Consider the following 22,129-nt stretch of genomic DNA (forward strand, 5'->3'; position numbering starts at 1 on the left):
TTTGAGAGCGCGATGTCCGCGGTGGGGTGTATTCCGTTGAAAAAGTCCCGCTTGCGATCGCGTTGAAGTCCTGATTCAGTCTTCGTGGGCAAAGCGGAGATGTTACGATGATGGGTGAGAAAACGGTGATGCAGGAAGCGCTGTTCTACAGCTTCCGCATCGAGGATCACGTGCCGGCCGATCACCTGCTGCGCGCTATCGACCGTTTCGTCGATCTGTCTGGCATCCGCGAACATCTGAAGCCGTTCTACAGCGCGACCGGCCGCCCTTCGATTGATCCCGAACTGATGATCCGAATGCTGATCGTCGGCTACTGCATGGGCATCCGTTCAGAGCGGCGGTTGTGCGAGGAGGTCCATCTCAACCTCGCTTACCGCTGGTTCTGTCGGCTCGATCTTGATGGCGCCGTGCCCGACCATTCGACCTTTTCCAAGAACCGCCACGGTCGGTTCCGCGACAGCGACCTTTTGCGCAAGCTGTTCGAGCTGACCGTCGAGCGCTGCATGGCCGAGGGTTTGGTGGGTGCCGAAGGGTTCGCGGTCGATGCCAGCCTCATCCGTGCCGATGTCCACCGGCAGCGTTCGGTGCCGGGCGAAGAAGGTCTGCCGCACGATGCAGCCGGACGTGCGGTCACCGAGTATCTCGACGTTCTCGACGATGCCGCCTTCGGCGGATCGACACCTGTCCCGCCCAAGCGGATCAATCTGACCGATCCCGCTGCGCGCTGGACTGCGGCCACGCGCGAGCGGGCCTTCTACGCCTATTCAACCAACTACCTCATCGATCTCGACCACGCGGTGATCGTCGATGTTGAGGCAACGACCGCGATCCGGCAGGCCGAGGTGCTCGCCCAGCGGCGGATGATCGAGCGAACGCAGGAACGTTTCGGCTTGTGGCCCGAGAAGCTGGTGGCCGATACCGCTTACGGTTCGGCGCCAAACCTGGCCTGGCTGGTCGAGGACCGGGGGATCGAACCGCATATCCCGGTGTTCGAAAAATCCGCGCGCAGCGATGGCACGGTCGGACTTCAGCTACGACCACGAGGATGACAGCTATATCTGCCCAGGCGGCAACCGCCTGAGAAGATCCAACCGTAACTTCAGCACGCCGCGCGCCGGCGTCGATAAGGACGGAGCGGTCCGTTACCGTGCTCGGCAGCAGGACTGCCAGGGCTGCACCTTCCGACAGCGCTGCACACCCAACATGCCCGCCCGGAAGGTCACCCGCTCCATCCACGAGGGTGCACGCGACATGGCTCGCGATATCGCCAGCACAGACGCCTATCTCGTCTCAAGTCGCCAGCGAAAGAAGGTCGAGATGCTGTTCGCTCACCTCAAGCGCATTTTGAAGCTGGACCGTTTGCGCCTACGCGGTCCGAACGGCGCAAAAGATGAGTTCCACCTTGCCGCCGCAGCCCAGAACCTTCGCAAGCTGGCCAAGATACGGGCGGTGCCGCGCCTCGCAATGACCTGAGAGGCATCGCGGGAACGCTCGCCCGCTATCCGTTGCACTCCTCAACTCGAAACAGCAGCGAGTTTTTCAACGCAATAGGGTGGAAAGCGGACACTCGCGGGATCGCATGATCGAGGTCCGCTAGGTTTAGAAGCAGACCCGTGCCGGACGGATCAGGCAGGAAAATGAATTCCGCACAGTTTGTTGCCGTCGGGATCACGAAAATAGGCCAGTTCGATGGTGCCCATGGAAGCAGTTTCGCGCGGTCCGGGCGGAGCTTCGATCGATGTTCCGCCAGCGGCAACGGCGGTATCGTGAAGCTGCTTCACCTGCTCGGGCGAGTCGCAGGAAAAGGCGACGGTGCTGCCGTTGGCGACGCTTGCCGGTTCGTTGTTGATCGGCTGGCTGACGATGAAGTTGGTTCCGTTGCCGTTATTGTAGATCAGACGTGTATGGCCGCTGTCGGCGATGTTCCGCGTCCCTTCCCCTGCACCCAAGGTGCCGAGCACCGTGTCGTAGAAGCGCTTGGATCGTTCAATGTCGTTCGATCCGACCATGGTGTGAAAAAGCACGCATACTCTCCTGAAGGTTGATCAACTTTCGATCGCCATTAGCGGTCTTACCTAACAGGCACGTAACCCGCAGTCACCCCCGGCCCTCGGAATGTCCGCTATCGGTCGCTATCGGATAGTCGCGGCCGTTTTGAAGACCCGTCACCTACAGGCCCGGGTCTTCGATCGCCACGACCTCCTCGGTCGTTTCGCGGCGGCCGTCCTTGGCTACGCGAGGGGCGGCAAAGCTGGCGAGAACGGGTTCGTCGCGGCCATAGATGTCCTTGAACGACCGCATCACGCCGTCGATGTCCTGCGCCATCGTGAAATAGGTGATGTAGACCGGGATCTGCTTTTTCAGCGGCACCTTGGTATATTCGCCCGACTTGCTGATCGCGACCGCTTCTTCCTTGGGCACTTCGCCCAGCACCATGGCCAGCGTCAGCGCCAGTTCCAGCGCGCGTTCGGTGCGGATGCAACCGTGCGAATAGGCGCGATCCTGGGTGTCGAACAACTGTTTTGCCGGCGTGTCGTGCAGGAATATCGCGTGCGGGTTCGGCATGTCGAGCTTCATCATGCCCAGCGAATTGCCCGGTCCCGGCTGCTGCACCACGGTGATCGTGCCGTCGCCGTTCTTCGTCGCCTTGTAATTGTGCGAACGGGCATAGGCGGGGTTGTTCAGCACTTTCGCGCCCAGCCCTTCGCCCACCACGATCGATTGCGGCACGGTCCACGTCGGGTTGAAGATCACCCCTTCGAGCGTTTCGGCCAATTGCGGCGTGCTGGTCTTGCCCGGCTTGCCGACGATGGTGCGATAGGAGCGCACGATCCGGTCGTTCACCGTCATCCGCAGCTGGTATTCGGGCACGTTGGTCAACAGATAGCTCGGCCCCAGATCGCGGGCCAGCCAGCGCCAGCGGTCCATGTTGGCGCGGATCTTGGCGCGGCTGGCGCGGTCGCTTTCGGGCGTTTCCAGCAGCCGTTGCTTCAGCACCGCATAATCGGGATGGGTCGGGTTCAGCGCGTCGAGTGCGGAGACGATGTCATCGCCTGCCAGCGCATCTTCGAGCAGCGTCTTGATCGGCAGGCGTTCGGCATCGGGATCGACCACGAACCATTGCTTGCGCGAGTCCATTTCGGTGCGCCCGTCGCGCAAATCCTGTGCCACCCAGGTAAAGGTGCGGGTCGCCACTTCGTTCAGCTGTTCGCCGTCGCCCGCCGAAATCGCGGCCTCAAGCTCGGACGGTTTGTAGTCCCTGGGGAAGAGCCCTTCGTTACCCAGCCCTGCCACATAGCCAAGCAGGGTTTCGGCCTGTTCCATGCTCCACACCGGGGCCGCGTCGAAGAAATCGGTCGGCACGTCCTGAACCATCGGGCTGGACGCCTGCGCGGGTTGGGGCAACTGCCCCTCTCCGACATAGACCGCCGAGCGGCCCTGCGAGGCGTTCTGCGCCAAGGCGGGTGCTGCTGCCGCGACATTGGCCACGGCGACGGCGATGCAGCTGGTCTGGAAAACGGATCGCAGGGTAAGTTTCAAGAGAGGCTCCGCCTAAAATTTCGCAAGGGCCGATATGCCCTGTCTATCCGGTCAACGTCCATCGCGACCGGGAGTTTCACCCGGACTTTGTACGGGGTTGGCTTTCGTGATGCTGAATTCGCGGTCGACACGTGATGCGCCTGGGCAAGTTTGGGTTCCGATCCTAAAGCGCGATCCCCAAGGCCCGATCCTGAGCATTGACCGGGGCGATCCGAAAAGGCAGGACCGGCGGCATGATCGAACCTGCCCGTTACCGCACCGTCCTCGGCGCCTATCCCACCGGCGTCTGCCTGATTACCGCCGTTGACGATGATGGTGTTCGCACCGGCATGGTCGTCGGTTCGTTCACGTCGATTTCGCTCGACCCTCCGCTGGTCGGTTTCTTTCCCGACAAAGGGTCGAGCACGTTTCCCGGCATCGAGCGCGCAGGACGTTTCTGCGTCAATGTGCTGGGATCGGACCAGCTCGCCCTGTGCCAGCGGTTCGCTTCCAAAAACCCGGACAAGTTCCTCGATCTATCGCATGGGACGAGCCCGTCGGGACAGCCCGTGTTCGACGAAGCGCTGGCATGGATCGACTGCGCCATCGAACGGATCGAGGATATCGGCGATCACTGGCTGGTCGTCGGGCGGGTCGAGGCGCTGGACTTGTGCGGGGGCGATGCGCCGCTGTTGTTCCATCGCGGCGGCTATCATTCCTCCGTCGCGCTTTGAAGTTCCAACCCTGGTTCCTCAATGCGGGATATCGGCCGGGGCGTCATTGGCGACGGGCTTCTTCTTGCCCGGCCGAACCAGCAGCAGCAGCGGGATCGTGGCCCAGCAGGCCAACGCCATGAACCAGAAGTCGTTGAGGTAGGCGATCATCGCCGCCTGTTCGGTGACCATGCCGTCGATCACGCGCAGCGCTCCTTCGCCAAGGCCGCCGAGGCCCTGAAGCCTGTCGGTGTCGACCGGGAAAGAGCTATGCGTGATCCGCGCGGCCAGTTCGGCGTGGTTGATCTGGATGTTGCGCGACAAGAGCACGGTGCAGACCGCGATGCCGATCGAGCTGCCAAGGTTGCGCAACAGGTTCATCAGGCTTGACGCATCAGTGCGGTATTCGCCGGGCAGGGTGGCAAAGGCGAGGATGTTCAGCGGCATAAAGACAAAGCTGAATCCGAAACCCTGAACCAGTCCCGCCAAGACAATGCTTTCTACCGGCATGTCCGGGGTCCAGCCCTTCATCATCCATAACGACACGCCCATGATGATCAGCCCGATCGCCACGGAAAGTCTTGGTTCGAGTTTGCTGATCGGCTTGCCGATCACGGTCACCGAAATGAGCATGCCGAGCCCGCGCGGGGTCATCAGCCAACCCGCGTCGATCGCGGGATAACCGTAGATCTGCTGCAACAAACTGGGCAACAACGCCATCACCGCCAGGGCCACCATGCCGAACATGAAGTTCAGGATGATGCAGACGACAAGGTTGAGATCGGCGAACATCTGTCGCGGGAACAGCGCATGCTCCTTGGTCACCAGATGCACCACCGCCATCCAGAACGTCGCCATGGAAAGGACGGAATAGACGACGATCTCTGCCGAATTGAACCAGTCCAGCTGCTGCCCGCGATCGAGCATGAGCTGAAAGGATGCCACTGCGGTTGCCAGAAGCGCCCACCCGGCGAAATCGAACTTCTTCGTCACGCCCTTGCGGTTGGGCAGGAGCGTGAACAGGATCAGCCCGGCGATGATGCCGACGGGCACGTTGATCAGGAATATCCAGCGCCAGCTTGCGCTTTCGGTGATGTAGCCGCCGAGCACCGGACCCATGATCGGTCCGAGCAGGATGCCCTGGCTGAATATGATCATCATCCGTGGCCGCTCTTCTTCGGAACTGGCGTCGAGCATCACCGTCTGGGCAAGCGGGGCAAGGAATGCACCGCCCATGCCTTGGATCACGCGGAACAGCACCATCTGCGTCATGTTCTGGGCCAAGCCGCACAACACCGAAGCGATGACGAACGCCGCGACCGAACTGGTGAAGACGGTCCTGATGCCGAAACGCGTAACCAGCCACCCTGCCGATGGGAGCGCGATTGCGGTGGCGAGCACGTAGCTCGTTAATACCCACGTGATCGTATCCGTCGTCGCCGAAAGCGAAGCCTGCATGTGCGGCAAAGCGACATTGGCGATGGTGGTGTCTAACACCTGCATCACCATCGCGGTCATCGCTCCGGCAATAAGCAGCGGTCGATTACGCGTCTTTATGCGCGGTCCGTCGGCGAGAGCCGGCGCCGTTTCACGCTCGGCTGCGGGGTCTGGCACGCCACCTGCGACGGCGGCGTCACTCATCGTCGGTGAAAACCGTCACGTCGGCGGACAGCCCGGAAATCAAGGGGCGATCCGATTGCGAATCGATGCTGATCCGCACGGGCACGCGCTGCGTGATCTTCACCCAGTTCCCGGTCGCGTTCTGTGCTGGCAGAACCGAGAATTCCGATCCGGTGCCCGAACCGATGCTGTCGACATGCCCCTTCAGCCTGAGGTCGGGATAGGCGTCTATGCGGATCTCGGCTGCTTGCCCGGGGCGCATTTGCGCAAGGTCGGTTTCCTTGAAGTTCGCTTCGACCCGCGCGCCGCGATCCTGCACGATGGAAACCATCGGCAGCGCTGCCATGGCCGACTGGCCGACCTGAAGTCGCGAAACCTGTGTCACGCGGCCCGCAACGGGCGCGCGCACGACGGTGCGTTCAAGGTCGAGTTGCGCCTTTTCGCGCGCGGCGCGTCCGGCGGCGACTTCGGGATTGACGCCGGGGACCTGCGCGCCCGTGGCCAGTTGCGCCTTGGCCTTTTCCACTTCGGCCTGAAGCGAAGCGAGTTGGTCGCGCGCGCTGGCAACGGCGTGCGTGGCGGCATCCATCCGGGCGCGAGTGTTGAACCCACGGTCCATCAGTTCCTTTTCACGGCGATAGTTGGCCTGCGCCAGCGCTAGGTCGTCCCTTGCCCCGGCAAGATCGGCGGCGGTTGCGGCGACCTCGGCGTTGAGCGAGGTGATCCGCGCCTGTGCGCTGGCGATCTGCGCATCGGCCTGAGCGATGGCAACGCCATAGCTGGTCGGGTCGATCTCGAACAGGATATCGCCCTTTTTCACGACCTGGTTTTCGCGGACGTTGACCTTGACGATCTTGCCCGGAACCTCGCTCGCCACCGAAACGATATCGAGCTTGAGATAGGCGTTGTCGGTCGCCACTTGGCCCGGGCTGCCGAACCAGTACCACAAGCCGCCCAACAAGAGCAGCAGCGGCACGCCGAACATCAGCAGCCCGCGCTTCCAGCCGGATCGTGCGGGTGCCGGGGTGTCGATTTGCGTATCTGCGCGGGGCATGGTCACGGGATCGGCCTCAGCCATGTCTCGCCTCTACCGTTTCCGGTTCCATCAAAAGGTTGCAGCGTACACGATCGAGCAAGCTGATCAGCGCATTCCGCTCATCGACGCTCAGCCCATCAAGCGCGAGGTCCAGCATGTCTTCGACTTGTCCGCCCATCCGCGCGAGCAGCTCGTCGCCCTTGGCGGTCGCAAACAGTAGCCACGCGCGACGGTCTTCGGGGTCGGCCCGACGCTCGACCAGTTCGGCGGCGACCATGCGATCGATCATCCGGCCGGCGGTGATCGGCTCCACCTCAAGAAAGCTGGCAAGCGTCACTTGGTTGGCGCCCGGTTTCCGATCGAGATACAACAGCACGCGAAGCTGCGCGCCGGTCACGCCGATCGGGCGCGCGGCACAATCCAGCCGTTTGCGGAAAAGCCGGCCGATATCGGTGGCCAGATAAGCGAAATTATTGTCCATGCAGGCGGACATAATAACTATGCTTATTATAGGCAAGGTGAAAAAAGATCGGGGCGCATTTGCAAATTCGCAGCCGGCGACGGAATTGAGCCGTTCCGACGCTCGTTTCGACGTTTGGCCGCCTTGACGTGGCGCGCATTCCCGCGCATCGCGCGACCACGTTAGCAATTGCAACACGCCGCGGCACGAATCGGCAGACCAGCAACGCCGGCCGCGCATGACAGCCAAGGGGAATGATGGCATGACAGCAGTCGGCAAGGACACGCTCGGCACCCGTTCGACAATGACCGTGGGTGGCAAGGAATACGCCTACTACTCGCTCAAGAAAGCCAGCGAAAAGCTCGGCGACGTCAGCCGATTGCCGTTCTCGCTCAAGGTGCTGCTCGAAAACATGCTCCGGTTCGAGGATGATGGCTTCACCGTCTCCTCTGCCGACGCCAAGGCCATCGTCGACTGGCAGAACAACCCGCGCGGCCCGCATCAGGAAATCCAGTATCGCCCGGCTCGCGTCCTGCTTCAGGATTTCACCGGCGTCCCTTGCGTGGTCGATCTTGCCGCGATGCGCGACGCTATCGCCAAGCTTGGCGGCGACACGCAGAAGATCAACCCGCAGGTTCCCGTGAACCTCGTGATCGATCACTCGGTCATGGTCGACGAATTCGGCCACCCCAAGGCTTTCGAAAAGAACGTCGAACTGGAATACCAGCGCAACGCGGAACGTTACGACTTCCTGAAATGGGGCGCGAAAAGCCTCAACAACTTCTACGCCGTCCCCCCGGGCACCGGCATCTGCCATCAGGTGAACCTCGAAAACATCGCACAGGCGGTGTGGACCTCGAACGATGAGAGCGGGGCGGCCATCGCTTATCCCGACACCTGCGTCGGCACCGATTCGCACACCACGATGATCAACGGCCTCGGCGTATTGGGCTGGGGCGTCGGCGGGATCGAGGCAGAGGCCGCGATGCTGGGACAGCCGGTTTCGATGCTGATCCCCGAAGTCGTCGGCTTCAAGCTGACCGGCGAAATGGCCGAGGGCATTACCGCAACCGATCTGGTGCTGACCTGCGTCCAGATGCTGCGTGCCAAGGGCGTCGTCGGGCGGTTCGTGGAATTCTACGGCCCCGGCCTTGCCAGCCTGACGCTGGCCGACCGCGCGACGATCGCCAACATGGCCCCGGAATACGGCGCCACCTGTGGCTTCTTCGGCATCGACGACAAGACGCTGGACTACATGCGCCTGACCGGTCGCGAAGAAGACCAGATTGCGCTGGTCGAAGCCTATGCTCGCGAACAGGGCATGTGGTTCGATGCCGCTACGACCGATCCGATCTTTACCGACACCCTGTCGCTCGACATGGGCACGGTCGTCCCCTCGCTTGCAGGTCCGAAGCGCCCGCAGGACAAGGTCGCGCTCGATCAGGTGGACGAACTGTTCAACAACGACCTTCAAGCGACATACAAGAAGGCCGCTGCCCAGCGCGTCGCCGTGGACGGCAAGGATTTCGACATCGGTGACGGCGACGTCGTCATCGCCGCGATCACTAGCTGCACCAACACGTCGAACCCCGGCGTTCTGGTTGCCGCCGGACTCGTCGCGAAAAAGGCGCACGAAAAGGGTCTGACGCCCAAGCCGTGGGTGAAGACTTCGCTCGCACCCGGATCGCAGGTCGTCACCGACTATCTGAACAAGGCAGGACTTCAAACGCACCTCGACGCGCTCGGCTTCGATCTCGTCGGCTATGGTTGCACTACCTGCATCGGCAATTCGGGCCCTCTGGCGGAACCGATCTCGAAGGCGATCAACGGCAACGATATCGTCGCCGCTTCCGTCCTTTCGGGCAACCGCAACTTCGAAGGCCGCGTGTCACCTGACGTGCGCGCCAACTTCCTCGCCTCGCCGCCGCTCGTGGTCGCCTATGCGCTCAAGGGTACGGTGACAGAGGACATCACCACGACCCCGATCGGCAAGGGCCGCGACGGCACAGACGTTTACCTGCGCGACATCTGGCCCACCAACCAGGAAGTCGCCGACGTGATGGCCGCATCGATCAGCCGCGAAATGTTCCAGACCCGCTATGCCGACGTGTACAAGGGCGACGAGCATTGGCAGGCGATTAGCGTCGAAGGATCTGACACCTACACCTGGAACCCGACTTCGACCTACGTCGCGAACCCGCCTTACTTCGAAGGCATGACGATGACGCCGGTGCCGATCTCCGACATCATCGAGGCCAAGCCGCTCGCCATCCTTGGCGATTCGGTCACGACCGATCACATTTCGCCGGCAGGTTCGATCAAGGAAGACAGCCCGGCGGGCCGTTACCTTCTGGAGCATCAGGTCGCGAAGGCGGACTTCAACTCCTACGGCTCGCGCCGTGGCAACCACGAAGTCATGATGCGCGGCACGTTCGCCAATATCCGCATCAAGAACGAGATGGTTCCGGGCGTCGAAGGCGGCGAAACCGTTTATAACGGCGAACAGATGGCGATCTATGACGCGGCCATGAAGCACAAGGCCGATGGCACGCCGCTGATCGTCGTCGCGGGCAAGGAATACGGCACGGGCTCGTCGCGCGACTGGGCGGCAAAGGGCACGATCCTGCTGGGCGTGCGCGCCGTACTGGTGGAAAGCTTCGAACGTATCCACCGTTCGAACCTCGTCGGGATGGGCGTTTTGCCGATGCAGTTCAAGGACGGTGACACGCGCGCCAGCCTTGGCCTGATCGGCGACGACAGCTTCACGATCCGCGGCGTCGCCAGCCTCCGGCCGCAGCAGGACGTTACAGTCGAAGTCACTCGCAAGGACGGCTCGACCTTCAGCTTCCAGGCGCTGTGCCGCATCGATACCGCCAACGAGCTCGAGTACTACAACAACGGCGGCATCCTGCAGTACGTGCTGCGCAACCTAGCCGCCGCCTGATCGCAGCCATAGCGATGGCATGAACTTGCGACCGGCATCGGCCCTGCTTCCGGCAGGGCGGGTGCCGGTCGTTTGTCGTTCAGTTGCTTCAATTTTGGACGGTTGGCTGCGGGGACCCCGTCGTCGCGGGTCAGGCCGCGATTTCGAGCGCGGGTACCGTGATCTTGCGCACGCCGCCAAAGATCTCGCGCACCACGATCAAACCCTCACGCTCGAAATGGTCGAGTAACCGGCGCACTCGGCCCGGCGAGCTTGTCCCATAGGCGCGGGCCAGTTCGCCGTCGTCGGGGGCATCCCGTCCTTCGAGCGCGGATCGCGCTATGACCAGGAACGGCCCTAACAGATCGTCCGCAATCCCCTCGCCAATCGCCATCAGCCGCGCCCTGTCATGATCCGGCAGCCGATCAAGCCCGGCCAGCGCCATCGCGAATTCGCGGCGGAACGCGATCATGTCGAGCGGTGGGATATGTGCTCCGCGTGCCCGGCAATGAGCCAGGAACGATTGGTAAAGGGCGCTTGCCGTCTGGAACGGGCTGTCGGGATCGCGCGTCATTTCGGCCATTACGGCGGCGACCGTGGCCGTGGCATCGACCGGCGCGGCACGCTGGGCCGCCGGGGCTTCGGACCGCGCGGCGATCGCCTGACCCAAGGCCTGCACATCGGGCGCAGCGGGGCGCGGCGGCGGGGCGGGCGTGCGCGCGGCGACTTCCTGCGTCAACGCATCGTTCAACAGCGCCGCCATGTCTTCCTTCGGACCATCGGGCAGGGGGGTCAGGCCCGACACCGAACCCTTGCTGCCGGTACGCACCGATCCGATCTTCACCGTTACGGGACGGCGGCTGATCGCAGGGCCCAGCCCGACGAAACGCCCGCGTTCAAGGTCGCGGATCCGTTCAGCCTGTCGCCGCTCCATCCCCAACAGGTCGGCGGCGCGGATCATGTCGATGTCGAGAAAGGTTCGCCCCATCAGGAAATTCGACGCTTCGGCCGCCACGTTCTTGGCCAGCTTCGCCAGCCGCTGAGTCGCCACGATCCCGGCCAACCCACGCTTGCGGCCCCGGCACATCAGGTTGGTCATCGCCGACAACGTCATGCGCCGTGTATCTTCCGCCATCTCGCCCGCTGCGGCAGGGGCGAACATCTGTGCTTCGTCCACCACGACCAGCGCCGGGTACCAATGTTCGCGCGGCGCATCGAACAGCGCGTTCAGAAAGACGGCACAGGCCTTGATCTGCTGTTCGACCTCCAACCCTTCAAGCGCCAGCACGACCGACGCGCGATGTTCGCGCACGCGCGCGGCCAAAGCCTCAAGCTCGCCCTGCGAATAGGATGCGGCATCGACGACGATATGGCTGAAGACATCCGCAAGGCTGACGAAATCGCCTTCGGGATCGATGATGATCTGCTGCACCATGCCCGCGCTTTCCTCAAGCAACCGGCGCAGCAGGTGCGACTTGCCGGAGCCGGAATTGCCCTGCACCAAAAGGCGCGTGGCAAGCAGCTCTTCGATATCGATGAGTACGGGGCGGCCCTGCTCATCGCCAATGACGATCTCGGCTTTCACGCCTCCTCGTTACCCTGCCAATGGGCTTGCGGCCATGCGCCCATCGCCCGGTTTCCCCGGTTGCGAGCATGATGGCGTAGATGGGGAGGCTGTTCGGCGCATCGGGACAGAGGCAGGGAGGCGAACGGGGCGCACACGCGACCGGGCCGACCTTTGGCCAGCCGCGACGCTACTCCTCTTCGGCGAACAGGCCGCCTTGCAAGGGACGCGCTTCTGGCGGGGTTTCCGGTGGGGTCATCCCGATATGCTGCCATGCCCGGTCGTTGAGGCAGCGGCCCCGTGCCGTGCGCGCGACGAGGCCGAGCTGGATCAGGAAGGGTTCGATCACTTCCTCGATCGTGTCGCGTGGTTCCGAAAGGCCCGCGGCCAGCGTCTCCACCCCGACCGGCCCGCCCTTGTAGATGTCGGCGATCATGTGGAGATAACGCCGGTCCATCGCGTCGAGGCCGAGCGAATCGACTTCCAGCCGGGTCAGCGCATCGTCGGCCAGCGCGCGAGAAACCGTGGCCGATCCCGCAACATCGGCAAAATCACGCACCCGGCGCAACAGCCGACCCGCGACACGCGGGGTGCCGCGCGCACGGCGGGCAATTTCGGTCGCGCCGGCCGGTTCGATCGCCAGCCCCAGCAGCCGCGCGGCGCGCGTGACGACGTGCTCCAGCTCCTCGACCGTGTAGAAATTCAGCCGCACCGGGATGCCGAACCGATCGCGCAGCGGTGTCGTCAGCAACCCCTGCCGCGTCGTCGCGCCGACGAGCGTGAACGGGGGCAGGTCGATGCGCACCGACCGCGCCGCCGGGCCTTCGCCGATGATGAGATCGAGCGCGCGATCCTCCATCGCGGGATAAAGGATTTCCTCCACCACCGGATTCAGCCGGTGAATTTCGTCGATGAAAAGGACATCGCCCGATTCAAGGTTGGTCAGCAAAGCGGCAAGATCGCCCGATTTGGCGATGACCGGCCCGCTGGTCGCGCGAAACCCGACGCCCAGTTCCTTGGCCACGATCTGCGCCAGCGTCGTTTTGCCCAATCCCGGCGGTCCGAAGAACAGGACATGGTCCATCGCTTCTTTCCGCGCGCGCGCCGCGTCGATGAAAACCCGCAAATTGTCGCGCGCCGCTTCCTGCCCGACGAACTCGGCCAGCGATTTGGGACGCAACGCGGCGTCCGGATCTTCCGGCTGACGGTCGGGGGTGAGGATGGGGTTATCTGTCATTGGGGAACGTATGAATGCGCAGCCAGCCGCTCTCGAGCGTGAACCAGAACCTCGGCATTGAACTGGTCGGCGAAGCCGAGCGCCAAGGCTTCAAAGGACAGGTGGAGCATCCGGCGCTCCAGCAGCAATTTGAAACCGTCCGATTCCTTGCCCATAACGAGATCGGCAACGCATTCCCGCTCCCCCACGCGCCCGATCTTTTGCCGCGTTCTGGATAGCCGGATCGTCTTCCCGCGCTCTTCCGAAAGAGCATCTTCGAGCGCATGGATCGACTGCCACACCGCGTGCGCGAGCGTGCCTTGCTCCTCTGCAGGCAAAATCGCAAATAGCTTGAGCTTGGCCGCGCGAAATAGCTCGTCTTCGTTCATGGCTCGTGCGTTTTTGGCGATCGCCCGCAACTTGTCCGGCTGATCGCAGCTCGCGACATATTCGAGCATCCTCGTAACCTTGGGATCAACCATCACCCTGCCGCCCTCTTCAACGCCACGCGCACCAGCGTGTTGAGGTCCGCGTCCTCACCCAGTTCGCCTTGCGCATGGGCGACTGCCGCTGCTGCCACGGCGGGTTTGAAGCCGAGGTTTTCGAGCGCCGATACGGCATCCGCGCTCGCGCTTCCCGGAGGGCTGATCGTGTATACGCCGCCCATGCCGCCGGGTCCGGTCGGCAGGCCGCCGGCCTTGTCCTTCAGTTCGTTGACGATGCGCGCCGCAAGTTTCGGACCGACGCCATTGGCGCGCGACACCTGTTTGGCGTCGCTGCCGGCGCAGGCGCGCTGCAGTTCTTCGGTCGAAAGGGCGGACAAGATGGCGAGCGCAACTTTCGATCCAACGCCCTGAACCCCGGTCAACAGGCGGAACCAGTCGCGTTCCGCACCGCTGGCAAAGCCGATCAGGCGCATGTCGTTTTCCGAAACCTGAAGGTCGGTAAAGAGCGTGCACGCCTCCCCTCTCTCGCCCAGCGCGGTCAGCGTGCGGGCGCTGCAATGGACGAGATAACCGACGCCGCCGACGTCGATTATGGCCCAGTCGGACCCGGTTTCATCCAGTCTGCCGGAAAGTTTGGCGATCATGCGCGCGATGCTAGCGCGGGCGGAACGATAAGGGAACGCCCAGTGGCCGCAGGCGCAGGGTTTTCCCCTTAATCGTTGGCCTGCATCTTTTCGGGCACATCGTCCCACGGCCGGAAATAAAGCGGCGCGCATTCGTCCGCGCGGACCCCGCCGGTCAGCGTCAGGTTCTGTTTGTAGGCATCGACGATGAAATCGAGCGTCGAAAGATGCCGGTCTTCGAAATACATGGAATGCACGTCGTCGCGTCCGGCCCCATAAACCACGCGCGAAATTCCGGCCCAGATCGATGCCATCGTGCACATCCCGCACGGTTGCAGGGTGGAGTAGAGCGTCGCGCCCTCAATCCGCATCTCTCCCGCCGCCTTACCCGCCGCGCGCAGGGCGACGATTTCGGCATGGGCGGTGGCATCGCAGCATTCCGCCGTCTGGTTGACGCCGCTGGCGACCAGCTTGCCGTCCCGGACCACCAGCGCGGCGATTGGCGTGTCGGCGGGATTGGTGCCCTTGGTTTCGGTGGCCAGTTCGATGGCCCGTGCCATCCATGCTTCGTCTGTGGTGCGGTTATCGTCCATGTGGGGCGAGATGGGCATGCGCGATTGCGACCGCAAGCGCATCGGCCGCATCCGCGCCCTCTACCTTTGCGAGCGGCAGCAGGATCTTCAGCATCGCCTGAACCTGCGATTTTTCCGCCGCGCCGGTGCCGACGACCGATTTCTTGACCAGCCGGGCCGCGTGTTCATGCACCGGCAGCGACGCGCGCCCGCATGCCGCCAGCACCGCGCCGCGCGCCTGCGCCAGTTTCAGCGTCGATTGCGGGTTCTTGTTGACGAAGATTTCCTCCACCGCCGCGACATCGGGGGCATAGGCGCCCAGCACCGCGAACACCGCGTCGTGCAAATGATGCAGCCGGTCGGCCAGCGGGGCCTTGGCATGGGTCTGGATCTGGCCGTTGGCGACATGCGACAGGCGCGGGCCATCCACCCGGATCACGCCCCAGCCAGTGCAGGTCAGCGATGGATCGAGGCCCAGGACGATCACGGGCGGTGAGCCATCAGGATGACCAGAGGCATCAGATGGGAAGCCCGAACCGCGGCGCGACCAGCCGGAGCAGTCCGTAAAGGATGACCGTCAGCAGGCAGCCCAGCGTCAGCGAAAGCCAGAACGGTACGCCGTGGCGCAACAGGACAGGGATCACGAGGAACATGGGCAGCGAGGGCAGGACGTACCAGAACGTCGCTTCGCCATGCCGGGCCATGTTTTCGGCATCGGGCCGCGCATGCCACAGGAATATCATGCCCAAGACCGAAACAAGCGGCAGTGACGCGACCAGCGCCGCAAACGTCGGCAGGCGGCGGCCCAGTTCGGCAATGGCCGCGATCATGGCGCCGGCCAGCAGCGCCTTCGCCGCCCATGCCCACATCAGCGGTGCGCGGTCCGGTGCGAAATCACCCGAGCTTTTCCATGATTTCGTCGGACACTTCGTAATTGCCCCAGACGGTCTGCACGTCGTCATCGTCTTCGAGTACGTCGACCAGCTTGAACAGGGTCTGCGCGTTGTCCTCCTCGACATCGACGGTGATGTTGGGCTTCCACGCCAGTTTTACGCTTTCGGGTTCGCCCAGCGCCTTTTCCAACGCGGTGGCGACTTCGTGCAGCGCTTCCATCTGGGTCCAGATGACATGGCCGTCGTCGCTCGATTCCACGTCGTCGGCTCCGGCCTCGATCGCGGCTTCCAGCACCTTTTCCTCGTCACCGATGGCGGCGGGATATTCGATCATGCCAAGCCGCTCGAAACCATGCGAAACCGCGCCCGATGCGCCAAGGTTGCCGCCGTTCTTGGCAAAGGCAGTGCGCAAGTTCGTGGCGGTGCGGTTGCGGTTGTCGGTCAAGGCTTCGACGATGAGCGCGACGCCACCCGGGCCATAGCCTTCGTAGCGGATCTCTTCGTAATCGTCGCCTTCGTTGGCGCTCGCCTTGTCGATCGCGCGCTGGATATTGTCCTTGGGCATCGACAGCGCCTTGGCGTTGTTGACCGCCAGGCGCAGGCGCGGGTTCATGTCGGGATCTGGCGTGCCCATCTTGGCCGCAACCGTAAGCTCGCGGCTAAGCTTGGAGAACATGGCAGAGCGCTTCTTGTCCTGCGCGCCCTTGCGATGCATGATGTTCTTGAATTTGGAATGGCCGGCCATTGCCGCTGATCCTCGTCTTTTACGATATGTCTAAGGCTTTGCGCGCCCTTACACCGGGCAGCGCGGGTTGGGCAACATCAGTCTAGGTTGGGTCGCAGCCAGCGTTCGGCAACGGCAATGTCGACACCGCGACGCGCGGCGTAATCTTCCAACTGGTCGCGGCCAATGCGAGCGACTCCGAAATACTGGCTGTCGGGATGGGCAAAGTAAAAGCCGGACACCGCTGCGGTCGGCAACATGGCATGGCTTTCGGTAAGGACGATCCCGGCATTGTCCTGCGCGGAAAGAAGATCGAACAATATGGGCTTGAGCGAGTGGTCAGGGCACGCCGGATAGCCGGGGGCGGGGCGGATGCCGCGATACTGTTCACGGATCAGCGCCTCATTGGTTAGCTGCTCGCCAGTCGCGTAACCCCACAGGTTCTTGCGAACATGTTCGTGAAGGCGTTCTGCGAATGCCTCGGCAAAACGGTCGGCCAGCGCCTTTAGCAGGATGTCCGAATAATCGTCGTGCGCGGCCTGAAACCTTGCGATGTGCGGTTCGATGCCGTGGATTGACACGGCGAACCCGCCGATCCAGTCGCCCGCCGGATCGATGAAGTCCGACAGGCAGAAATTGGCACGGTCGCGTGACTTCTTCACCTGCTGGCGCAAAAATGTCAGGCGCGTTTCCCCAGCATCTTGGGCGTTCAACACGACATCGTCGCCATCGCGGTGACACGGCCAGAAACCCGCAACGCCCTTGGCAGTCAGCCACTTTTCGCTGACGATCTTTGCCAGCATCGCCTTGGCATCCACGAACAGGTTGCGCGCGCTTTCGCCCACGATCTCGTCGTCGAGGATGGCGGGATAAGTCCCAGCCAGTTCCCATGCGCGGAAAAACGGCGTCCAGTCGAACGTTTCGACCAGATCGGCAAGATCCCAGCCATCGAACACGTGGACGCCGGGATGCGCCGGAGGCGGGGCCTTTTGCGACATGTCGGCGACGAACCTGTTCTCGCGCGCCTCGTTCAGCGGCAAAAGGGCGCTCTGCCCCTTGTTCGCGCGCGTCACGCGAACTTTTTCGTAATCGTCGGCGGTGTTGAGGACGAATGAGTCGCGCTGCGTATCTGACAAAAGCTGTGATGCGACACCGACCGCGCGGCTTGCGTCGAGCACATAGATCACCGGACCCTCGTAAGCCGGGTCGATCCGCAGCGCGGTGTGCACCTTGCTCGTCGTGGCGCCGCCGATCAGCAGCGGGATAGTCATCCCCTCGCGCTGCATTTCTTCGGCCACCGTCACCATTTCGTCTAACGAAGGCGTGATCAGGCCCGACAGGCCGATGATGTCGGCATCGTGTTCTTTCGCCGATTCAAGAATTTTCGACCACGGCACCATGACGCCAAGGTCGATGACCTCGTACCCGTTACACTGGAGCACGACGCCGACGATGTTCTTGCCGATATCGTGCACGTCGCCCTTTACGGTCGCCATGATGATCCGGCCCTTGGCCTTTGCGCCCGGCTCCTTTTCCGCCTCGATATAGGGGATGAGGTGCGCGACCGCTTTTTTCATGACGCGGGCGGATTTGACCACTTGCGGCAGGAACATCTTGCCGCTGCCGAACAGGTCGCCGACGACGTTCATGCCGTCCATCAGCGGGCCTTCGATCACCTCGATCGGGCGACCGCCGCGTTCCGACGTCGCGGCGCGCATCTCTTCGGTATCTTCGACGATGTGGGCGTCGATCCCTTTGACCAGCGCGTGCTCCAGCCGCTTTTCGACCGGGTACGAACGCCACTCGGCCGCCTGTTTCTCGGCCTCCACCGATACGCCCTTGTAGCTTTCGGCCAGCGCGATCAGCCGTTCGGTGGCAGTGTCGAAACCGCTGCCTTCGGGCGGGGCGCGCATCAGGATCACGTCCTCGCACGCTTCGCGCAGTTTCGGTTCGATCTGGTCGTAGACGTCGAGCTGCCCGGCATTGACGATCGCCATGTCGAGACCCGCCGGGATGGCGTGGTACAGGAACACGGAGTGCATCGCGCGGCGCACGGTTTCGTTGCCGCGAAAGCTGAAAGACAGGTTCGACAGCCCGCCGGAATAGTGCGCATGGGGGCAAAGGGTGCGCAGTTCGGCCACCGCCTCTATGAAATCAAGCGCGTAGCGGTCATGCTCCTCGATCCCGGTTGCCACCGCGAACACGTTGGCGTCGAAGATGATGTCTTCAGGCGGAAAGCCGATGCCGGTCAAAAGGTCATAGGCGCGCTTGCAGATCGCGACCTTGCGTTCCTTGGTGTCGGCCTGACCCTTTTCGTCGAAGGCCATGACGACCACGGCCGCGCCGTAGTTCATGCACTTGCGCGCTTGGTCGAGAAACGCGTCCTCGCCTTCCTTCATCGAGATGGAATTGACGATGGGCTTGCCCGAAACGCACTTCAGCCCCGCTTCGATCACCTCCCACTTGGAACTGTCGATCATCAGCGGCACGCGCGCGATGTCAGGTTCCGCCGCGATCAGTTTCAGAAACGTGGTCATCGCCTCGACCGCGTCGAGCAGACCTTCGTCCATGTTGACGTCGATGACCTGCGCGCCGTTTTCGACCTGCTGGCGCGCGACTTCGACGGCCGCGGGATAATCGCCTGCCATGACCAGCTTCTTGAATCGGGCCGACCCGGTAACGTTCGTCCGCTCGCCGATATTGACGAAGCGCGACGAGGCGGAGGCAATAGTGGAATTCTGGGTCATCAGGCGGCCATGATAAAGGGTTCGAGGCCCGCAAGGCGGGTCTTGCATTCGATGGGCGGCAGCTTGCGGGGCGCGACGCTTTCGACAGCCTTTGCCATCGCTGCGATGTGCGCGGGGCTCGATCCGCAACAACCGCCCAGCACATTCACTTGGCCGGCTATGGCCCATTCGTGGACGAACCCGGCGGTGGTGTCCGGCATTTCGTCGTATTCGCCCAATTCGTTGGGCAGGCCCGCATTGGGATAGATCATGATGTATGTATCGGCGATCGCCGACAGCGATTTGACGTGCGGGCGAAGCTGAGTCGCGCCGAACGAACAGTTGAGCCCCACGGTCAGCGGCTTGGCGTGGCGCACCGCGTACCAGAACGCCTCGACCGTGTGGCCCGAAAGGTTGCGGCCCGAAAGATCGGTCAGCGTCATCGACAGCATGATCGGCACTTCGCGGCCCAGCTGCTGTTCCAGCTTCTTCACCGCCATGATCCCGGCCTTGGCGTTCAGCGTGTCGAACACCGTTTCGATCAGAATGAAATCGGACCCGCCTTCGACCAGCGCGGCCGCCTGTTCAAGATAGACATCGGTCAGGAAGTCAAAATCGATCTCGCGATAGCCGGGATCGTTGACGTCGGGCGACAGCGAAAGCGTCTTGTTCGTCGGCCCGATCGCACCCGCGACAAAGCGAGGCCTGATAATCCCATTTTCGGCGTCTTTGGCCGCGAATTCATCCGCAACGCGCCGGGCCAGCGCCGCCGATTGGCGGTTGATGTCGCCGACCAGATGTTCCGCTCCGTAATCGGCCTGGCTGATGCGGTTGGCGGAAAAGGTGTTGGTCTCCGCGATGTCCGCCCCGGCTTCGAAATAGGCGCGGTGGATCGATTCGGGCACATCGGGCCGCGTCAGCGCGAGGATGTCGTTGTTGCCCTTCTGATCGTGCGTCAGGCCAAGATCGCCCGCGTAATCCGCCTCGACCAGCCCTTTGGTCTGGATCTCTGTGCCGAAAGCGCCATCGGTGATGAGGATGCGCTGGGCCGCCGCCGCTTCGAACGCGGCGCGTGCCGTGGAAGGTGTCAGGGTCATGCTTTCTCTCCGATCGGACGAACGCCGAGCAGGTGGCAGATCGCATAGGACAAGTCCGCGCGATTGAGGGTGTAGAAGTGGAAATCGCGCACCCCGCCTGCATAAAGCGTGCGGCAGAACTCGGCGGCGATGGTCGCGGCGACCAGCTTGCGCGCGGCGGGCCGTTCGTCCAGCCCTTCGAACAGGCGGTCCATCCAGTCGGGTATGATCGAACCGCACATCGCGGCGAACTTGCGGGTCTGCGCCACGTTCGACACCGGCAGGATGCCCGGCACGATCGGCGCGTCGATGCCCGCCGTGGCCAGCTTGTCGCGAAATTCGAAAAAGCATTCGGGGCGAAAGAAGAACTGCGTGATCGCCCGGTCGGCGCCGGCGTCGATCTTGCGCTTCAGGTTGTCGATGTCCGCCTGCGGGCAAGTCGCTTCGGGATGGGTTTCGGGATAGGCCGCGACGCTGATTTCGAACGGGGCGATTTCCTTCAGTCCCGCGACCAGTTCGGCGGCGCTGGCGTAGCCATCGGGATGGGGCACGAATGTTCCGCCCTCCGTCGTCGGATCGCCGCGCAGGGCGACGATGTGGCGCACACCCGCTTCCCAGTATTGTTCGGCGACGGCGCGAATCTCGGCCTTGCTCGCTTCGACGCAGGTCAGGTGCGCGGCGGCGGGCAGGTGTGCTTCGCGGATGATGCGTTCGACCGTGGCGTGGGTGCGCTCGCGGGTCGATCCGCCCGCGCCGTATGTGACCGACACGAATGACGGGTTCAGCGGAGCCAGCTTCTCGACTGCATCCCACAACTGCGCTTCCATCTTTTCGCTTTTCGGCGGAAAGAATTCGAAGCTGACGGACACGTCGCCGGGCAGGTCGGCGAACAACGGCACGCCCGCAAGGGCGCTGGCAACAGATGGAGTCTGGGTCATTGGCTGGCTTTTCTGGGGCTGGCTTTTCTGGTCGTGTCGGTCCGGTCGCCACCGCGATCGGCAAGTTGATGCACCGTGCCCGGGCGCTTGCCGGTCCAGATGCGGACGGTCAACTCGGAACCCGACAGCGAACTGTCGGGACCCGGCGCAAAACCGGCTTCTTCGAGCAGGGCGCGCATCTGCCCGTCGGTAAAGCCAAGGCGGGCATGCGCCTGTTCGGTGCGCAGGTCTTCGCGCGAGTGCGCAGCGAAATCGACGATGGCGATCCGCCCGCCCGGCTTTGTTACGCGGGCGGCTTCGGCCAATGCGCGTTCGGGCGCTTGGGCATAATGCAGGACCTGATGGAACAGCACGGTGTCGAAACATTCGGCATCGAACGGAAGATTCAGGAAATCGCCCTGCAACAGCGACAGCCGCGCCGGGGGCAGGTGCTGCAACCGCGCGCGGGCGATGCGCAGCATTTCGGGACTTTTGTCGATGGCGGCGACATGGTCCGCGCTTGGCGCATAGATTTCCGCCATGCGCCCGGTGCCGGTGCCGATGTCGAGCAGGCGGCCCAGAATTCCCGTGGGCGGGGCCGGATCGTCAAGTGCGTCGGCGACACCCAACAGTCGGGTCAGCTCCGCCTCCACCGCTCCGTCGGGGCTGTGCAGACTGCGCAGGGCATCCCATTCGTCGGCATGGCGGGCGAAATATTTTTCGGCGATGTCCTCGCGCGCCGCGCGGATCGCGGCTAGCCGGGCACGGTCCGCGCCGCAGGTTGCGGCAAAGGCCGCGTCCTCCGCTTCGGCGGCCGCCAGCAGCGCTTCGGCCCGCGCGACGATGCTCCCGCCATCTTGGCCATTACCATCGTGTCCGGCAGCACTCAGGAAAACCCAGCTGCCTTCCTTGCGCTTTTCGATCAGTCCCGCTTCGGTCAGGATGCGGACATGGCGCGAAATGCGCGGCTGGCTCTGGTCCAGCACTTCGGCCAGTTCGCCCACGGCCAGTTCCATGCGCGCAAGCAGGCGCAGCAGCCGGAGCCGCGTCGGATCGTCAAGCGCGCTGATGAGATCGTGGACGTTCATCGAGGGAAGCATA

General features: G+C 63.2%; 19 protein-coding genes and 1 pseudogene. 3 read left to right on the forward strand and 17 right to left on the reverse strand.

Annotation, left to right across the window (positions count from 1 at the left end):
* Nucleotides 1-107: 107 nt before the first annotated feature.
* Nucleotides 108-1,473: pseudogene (locus EKN06_RS07495) on the forward strand (transposase).
* A 152-nt stretch (nt 1,474-1,625) separates the two neighbouring features.
* Here the strand turns inward: EKN06_RS07495 and EKN06_RS07500 are convergent.
* Entirely contained in the window at nt 1,626-2,024 is a 399-nt protein-coding gene (locus EKN06_RS07500; protein ID WP_127612270.1) for a VOC family protein, read from the reverse strand.
* Between the two features lie 145 nt (nt 2,025-2,169).
* Nucleotides 2,170-3,540 (reverse strand): L,D-transpeptidase family protein, encoded by a 1,371-nt coding sequence (locus tag EKN06_RS07505; protein WP_240654664.1) that lies wholly within the window; start codon nt 3,538-3,540, stop codon nt 2,170-2,172.
* Between the two features lie 233 nt (nt 3,541-3,773).
* On the opposite strand from EKN06_RS07505, the gene EKN06_RS07510 reads away from it, so the two are divergent.
* Complete coding sequence (locus tag EKN06_RS07510) at nt 3,774-4,253, forward strand: flavin reductase family protein (RefSeq protein WP_127612271.1); 480 nt, start codon at nt 3,774-3,776, stop codon at nt 4,251-4,253.
* Between the two features lie 18 nt (nt 4,254-4,271).
* Here EKN06_RS07510 and EKN06_RS07515 read toward each other — a convergent pair whose 3' ends face one another.
* The 3 genes from EKN06_RS07515 to EKN06_RS07525 are packed head-to-tail and all read right to left on the reverse strand — an operon-like array spanning nt 4,272 to nt 7,369.
* Nucleotides 4,272-5,873: a DHA2 family efflux MFS transporter permease subunit gene (locus EKN06_RS07515; protein WP_127612272.1), complete on the reverse strand. Its 1,602-nt coding sequence runs from the start codon at nt 5,871-5,873 to the stop codon at nt 4,272-4,274.
* On the reverse strand, nt 5,866-6,930 hold the full coding sequence (locus EKN06_RS07520) for an HlyD family secretion protein (protein ID WP_127612273.1): 1,065 nt from the start codon (nt 6,928-6,930) through the stop codon (nt 5,866-5,868). The genes EKN06_RS07515 and EKN06_RS07520 overlap by 8 nt, the downstream gene beginning before the upstream one ends.
* Nucleotides 6,923-7,369 carry a MarR family winged helix-turn-helix transcriptional regulator gene (locus EKN06_RS07525; protein ID WP_127612274.1) on the reverse strand — a complete coding sequence of 149 codons (447 nt, stop codon included), beginning with the start codon at nt 7,367-7,369 and terminating at the stop codon, nt 6,923-6,925. The genes EKN06_RS07520 and EKN06_RS07525 overlap by 8 nt, the downstream gene beginning before the upstream one ends.
* Before the next feature lie 241 nt (nt 7,370-7,610).
* On the opposite strand from EKN06_RS07525, the gene acnA reads away from it, so the two are divergent.
* On the forward strand, nt 7,611-10,292 hold the full coding sequence (gene acnA, locus EKN06_RS07530) for an aconitate hydratase AcnA (RefSeq protein WP_127612275.1): 2,682 nt from the start codon (nt 7,611-7,613) through the stop codon (nt 10,290-10,292).
* A 130-nt stretch (nt 10,293-10,422) separates the two neighbouring features.
* Here the strand turns inward: acnA and EKN06_RS07535 are convergent, their stop codons facing one another.
* The 12 genes from EKN06_RS07535 to EKN06_RS07590 all read right to left on the reverse strand — a co-directional run bounded on the left by EKN06_RS07535 (nt 10,423) and on the right by EKN06_RS07590 (nt 22,116).
* Nucleotides 10,423-11,856: a helicase HerA domain-containing protein gene (locus tag EKN06_RS07535; RefSeq protein WP_127612276.1), complete on the reverse strand. Its 1,434-nt coding sequence runs from the start codon at nt 11,854-11,856 to the stop codon at nt 10,423-10,425.
* Between the two features lie 169 nt (nt 11,857-12,025).
* On the reverse strand, nt 12,026-13,072 hold the full coding sequence (gene ruvB, locus EKN06_RS07540) for a Holliday junction branch migration DNA helicase RuvB (protein WP_127612277.1): 1,047 nt from the start codon (nt 13,070-13,072) through the stop codon (nt 12,026-12,028).
* A complete protein-coding gene (locus tag EKN06_RS07545) occupies nt 13,069-13,470 on the reverse strand; it encodes a hypothetical protein (RefSeq protein WP_127612278.1) in 402 nt (133 codons plus the stop codon). The genes ruvB and EKN06_RS07545 overlap by 4 nt, the downstream gene beginning before the upstream one ends.
* 62 nt (nt 13,471-13,532) lie before the next feature.
* Nucleotides 13,533-14,141, reverse strand: a complete 609-nt coding sequence (gene ruvA / locus EKN06_RS07550) for a Holliday junction branch migration protein RuvA (protein WP_127612279.1) — start codon at nt 14,139-14,141, stop codon at nt 13,533-13,535.
* Nucleotides 14,142-14,209: 68 nt separating this feature from the next.
* Nucleotides 14,210-14,713 carry a nucleoside deaminase gene (locus EKN06_RS07555; protein WP_240654665.1) on the reverse strand — a complete coding sequence of 168 codons (504 nt, stop codon included), beginning with the start codon at nt 14,711-14,713 and terminating at the stop codon, nt 14,210-14,212.
* Nucleotides 14,703-15,179: a crossover junction endodeoxyribonuclease RuvC gene (gene ruvC, locus EKN06_RS07560; RefSeq protein ID WP_127612280.1), complete on the reverse strand. Its 477-nt coding sequence runs from the start codon at nt 15,177-15,179 to the stop codon at nt 14,703-14,705. Before ruvC ends, EKN06_RS07555 begins: the two co-directional genes overlap by 11 nt.
* A 31-nt stretch (nt 15,180-15,210) precedes the next feature.
* The gene (locus EKN06_RS07565) at nt 15,211-15,561 is read right to left on the reverse strand and encodes a DUF3147 family protein (protein ID WP_127612281.1); all 351 of its coding nucleotides are present in this window, start codon (nt 15,559-15,561) and stop codon (nt 15,211-15,213) included.
* Between the two features lie 25 nt (nt 15,562-15,586).
* Nucleotides 15,587-16,330 (reverse strand): YebC/PmpR family DNA-binding transcriptional regulator, encoded by a 744-nt coding sequence (locus EKN06_RS07570; RefSeq protein WP_127612282.1) that lies wholly within the window; start codon nt 16,328-16,330, stop codon nt 15,587-15,589.
* A 77-nt stretch (nt 16,331-16,407) separates the two neighbouring features.
* The gene (gene metH, locus EKN06_RS07575) at nt 16,408-19,056 is read right to left on the reverse strand and encodes a methionine synthase (RefSeq protein WP_127612283.1); all 2,649 of its coding nucleotides are present in this window, start codon (nt 19,054-19,056) and stop codon (nt 16,408-16,410) included.
* Complete coding sequence (locus EKN06_RS07580) at nt 19,056-20,132, reverse strand: homocysteine S-methyltransferase family protein (protein WP_127612284.1); 1,077 nt, start codon at nt 20,130-20,132, stop codon at nt 19,056-19,058. Before EKN06_RS07580 ends, metH begins: the two co-directional genes overlap by 1 nt.
* Nucleotides 20,129-21,049 carry a methylenetetrahydrofolate reductase gene (gene metF, locus EKN06_RS07585; protein WP_127612285.1) on the reverse strand — a complete coding sequence of 307 codons (921 nt, stop codon included), beginning with the start codon at nt 21,047-21,049 and terminating at the stop codon, nt 20,129-20,131. Before metF ends, EKN06_RS07580 begins: the two co-directional genes overlap by 4 nt.
* Nucleotides 21,046-22,116 (reverse strand): ArsR/SmtB family transcription factor, encoded by a 1,071-nt coding sequence (locus EKN06_RS07590; protein WP_127612286.1) that lies wholly within the window; start codon nt 22,114-22,116, stop codon nt 21,046-21,048. The genes metF and EKN06_RS07590 overlap by 4 nt, the downstream gene beginning before the upstream one ends.
* Nucleotides 22,117-22,129: the final 13 nt, after the last annotated feature.

The organism is Croceicoccus ponticola, assembly GCF_004004515.1.
Taxonomy (GTDB): Bacteria; Pseudomonadota; Alphaproteobacteria; order Sphingomonadales; family Sphingomonadaceae; genus Croceicoccus; species Croceicoccus ponticola.

Bases quoted from the DNA above. Each gene is read 5' to 3' on its own strand.
- metH (WP_127612283.1), bottom strand. From the start codon at position 19,056: ATGACCCAGAATTCCACTATTGCCTCCGCCTCGTCGCGCTTCGTCAAT.
- acnA (WP_127612275.1), top strand. From the start codon at position 7,611: ATGACAGCAGTCGGCAAGGACACGCTCGGCACCCGTTCGACAATGACC.
- EKN06_RS07565 (WP_127612281.1), bottom strand. From the start codon at position 15,561: ATGTGGGCATGGGCGGCGAAGGCGCTGCTGGCCGGCGCCATGATCGCG.
- EKN06_RS07590 (WP_127612286.1), bottom strand. From the start codon at position 22,116: ATGAACGTCCACGATCTCATCAGCGCGCTTGACGATCCGACGCGGCTC.
- EKN06_RS07520 (WP_127612273.1), bottom strand. From the start codon at position 6,930: ATGGCTGAGGCCGATCCCGTGACCATGCCCCGCGCAGATACGCAAATC.
- ruvB (WP_127612277.1), bottom strand. From the start codon at position 13,072: ATGACAGATAACCCCATCCTCACCCCCGACCGTCAGCCGGAAGATCCG.
- EKN06_RS07580 (WP_127612284.1), bottom strand. From the start codon at position 20,132: ATGACCCTGACACCTTCCACGGCACGCGCCGCGTTCGAAGCGGCGGCG.
- metF (WP_127612285.1), bottom strand. From the start codon at position 21,049: ATGACCCAGACTCCATCTGTTGCCAGCGCCCTTGCGGGCGTGCCGTTG.
- ruvA (WP_127612279.1), bottom strand. From the start codon at position 14,141: ATGATCGCCAAACTTTCCGGCAGACTGGATGAAACCGGGTCCGACTGG.
- EKN06_RS07570 (WP_127612282.1), bottom strand. From the start codon at position 16,330: ATGGCCGGCCATTCCAAATTCAAGAACATCATGCATCGCAAGGGCGCG.
- EKN06_RS07555 (WP_240654665.1), bottom strand. From the start codon at position 14,713: ATGGACGATAACCGCACCACAGACGAAGCATGGATGGCACGGGCCATC.
- EKN06_RS07515 (WP_127612272.1), bottom strand. From the start codon at position 5,873: ATGAGTGACGCCGCCGTCGCAGGTGGCGTGCCAGACCCCGCAGCCGAG.
- EKN06_RS07525 (WP_127612274.1), bottom strand. From the start codon at position 7,369: ATGGACAATAATTTCGCTTATCTGGCCACCGATATCGGCCGGCTTTTC.
- EKN06_RS07510 (WP_127612271.1), top strand. From the start codon at position 3,774: ATGATCGAACCTGCCCGTTACCGCACCGTCCTCGGCGCCTATCCCACC.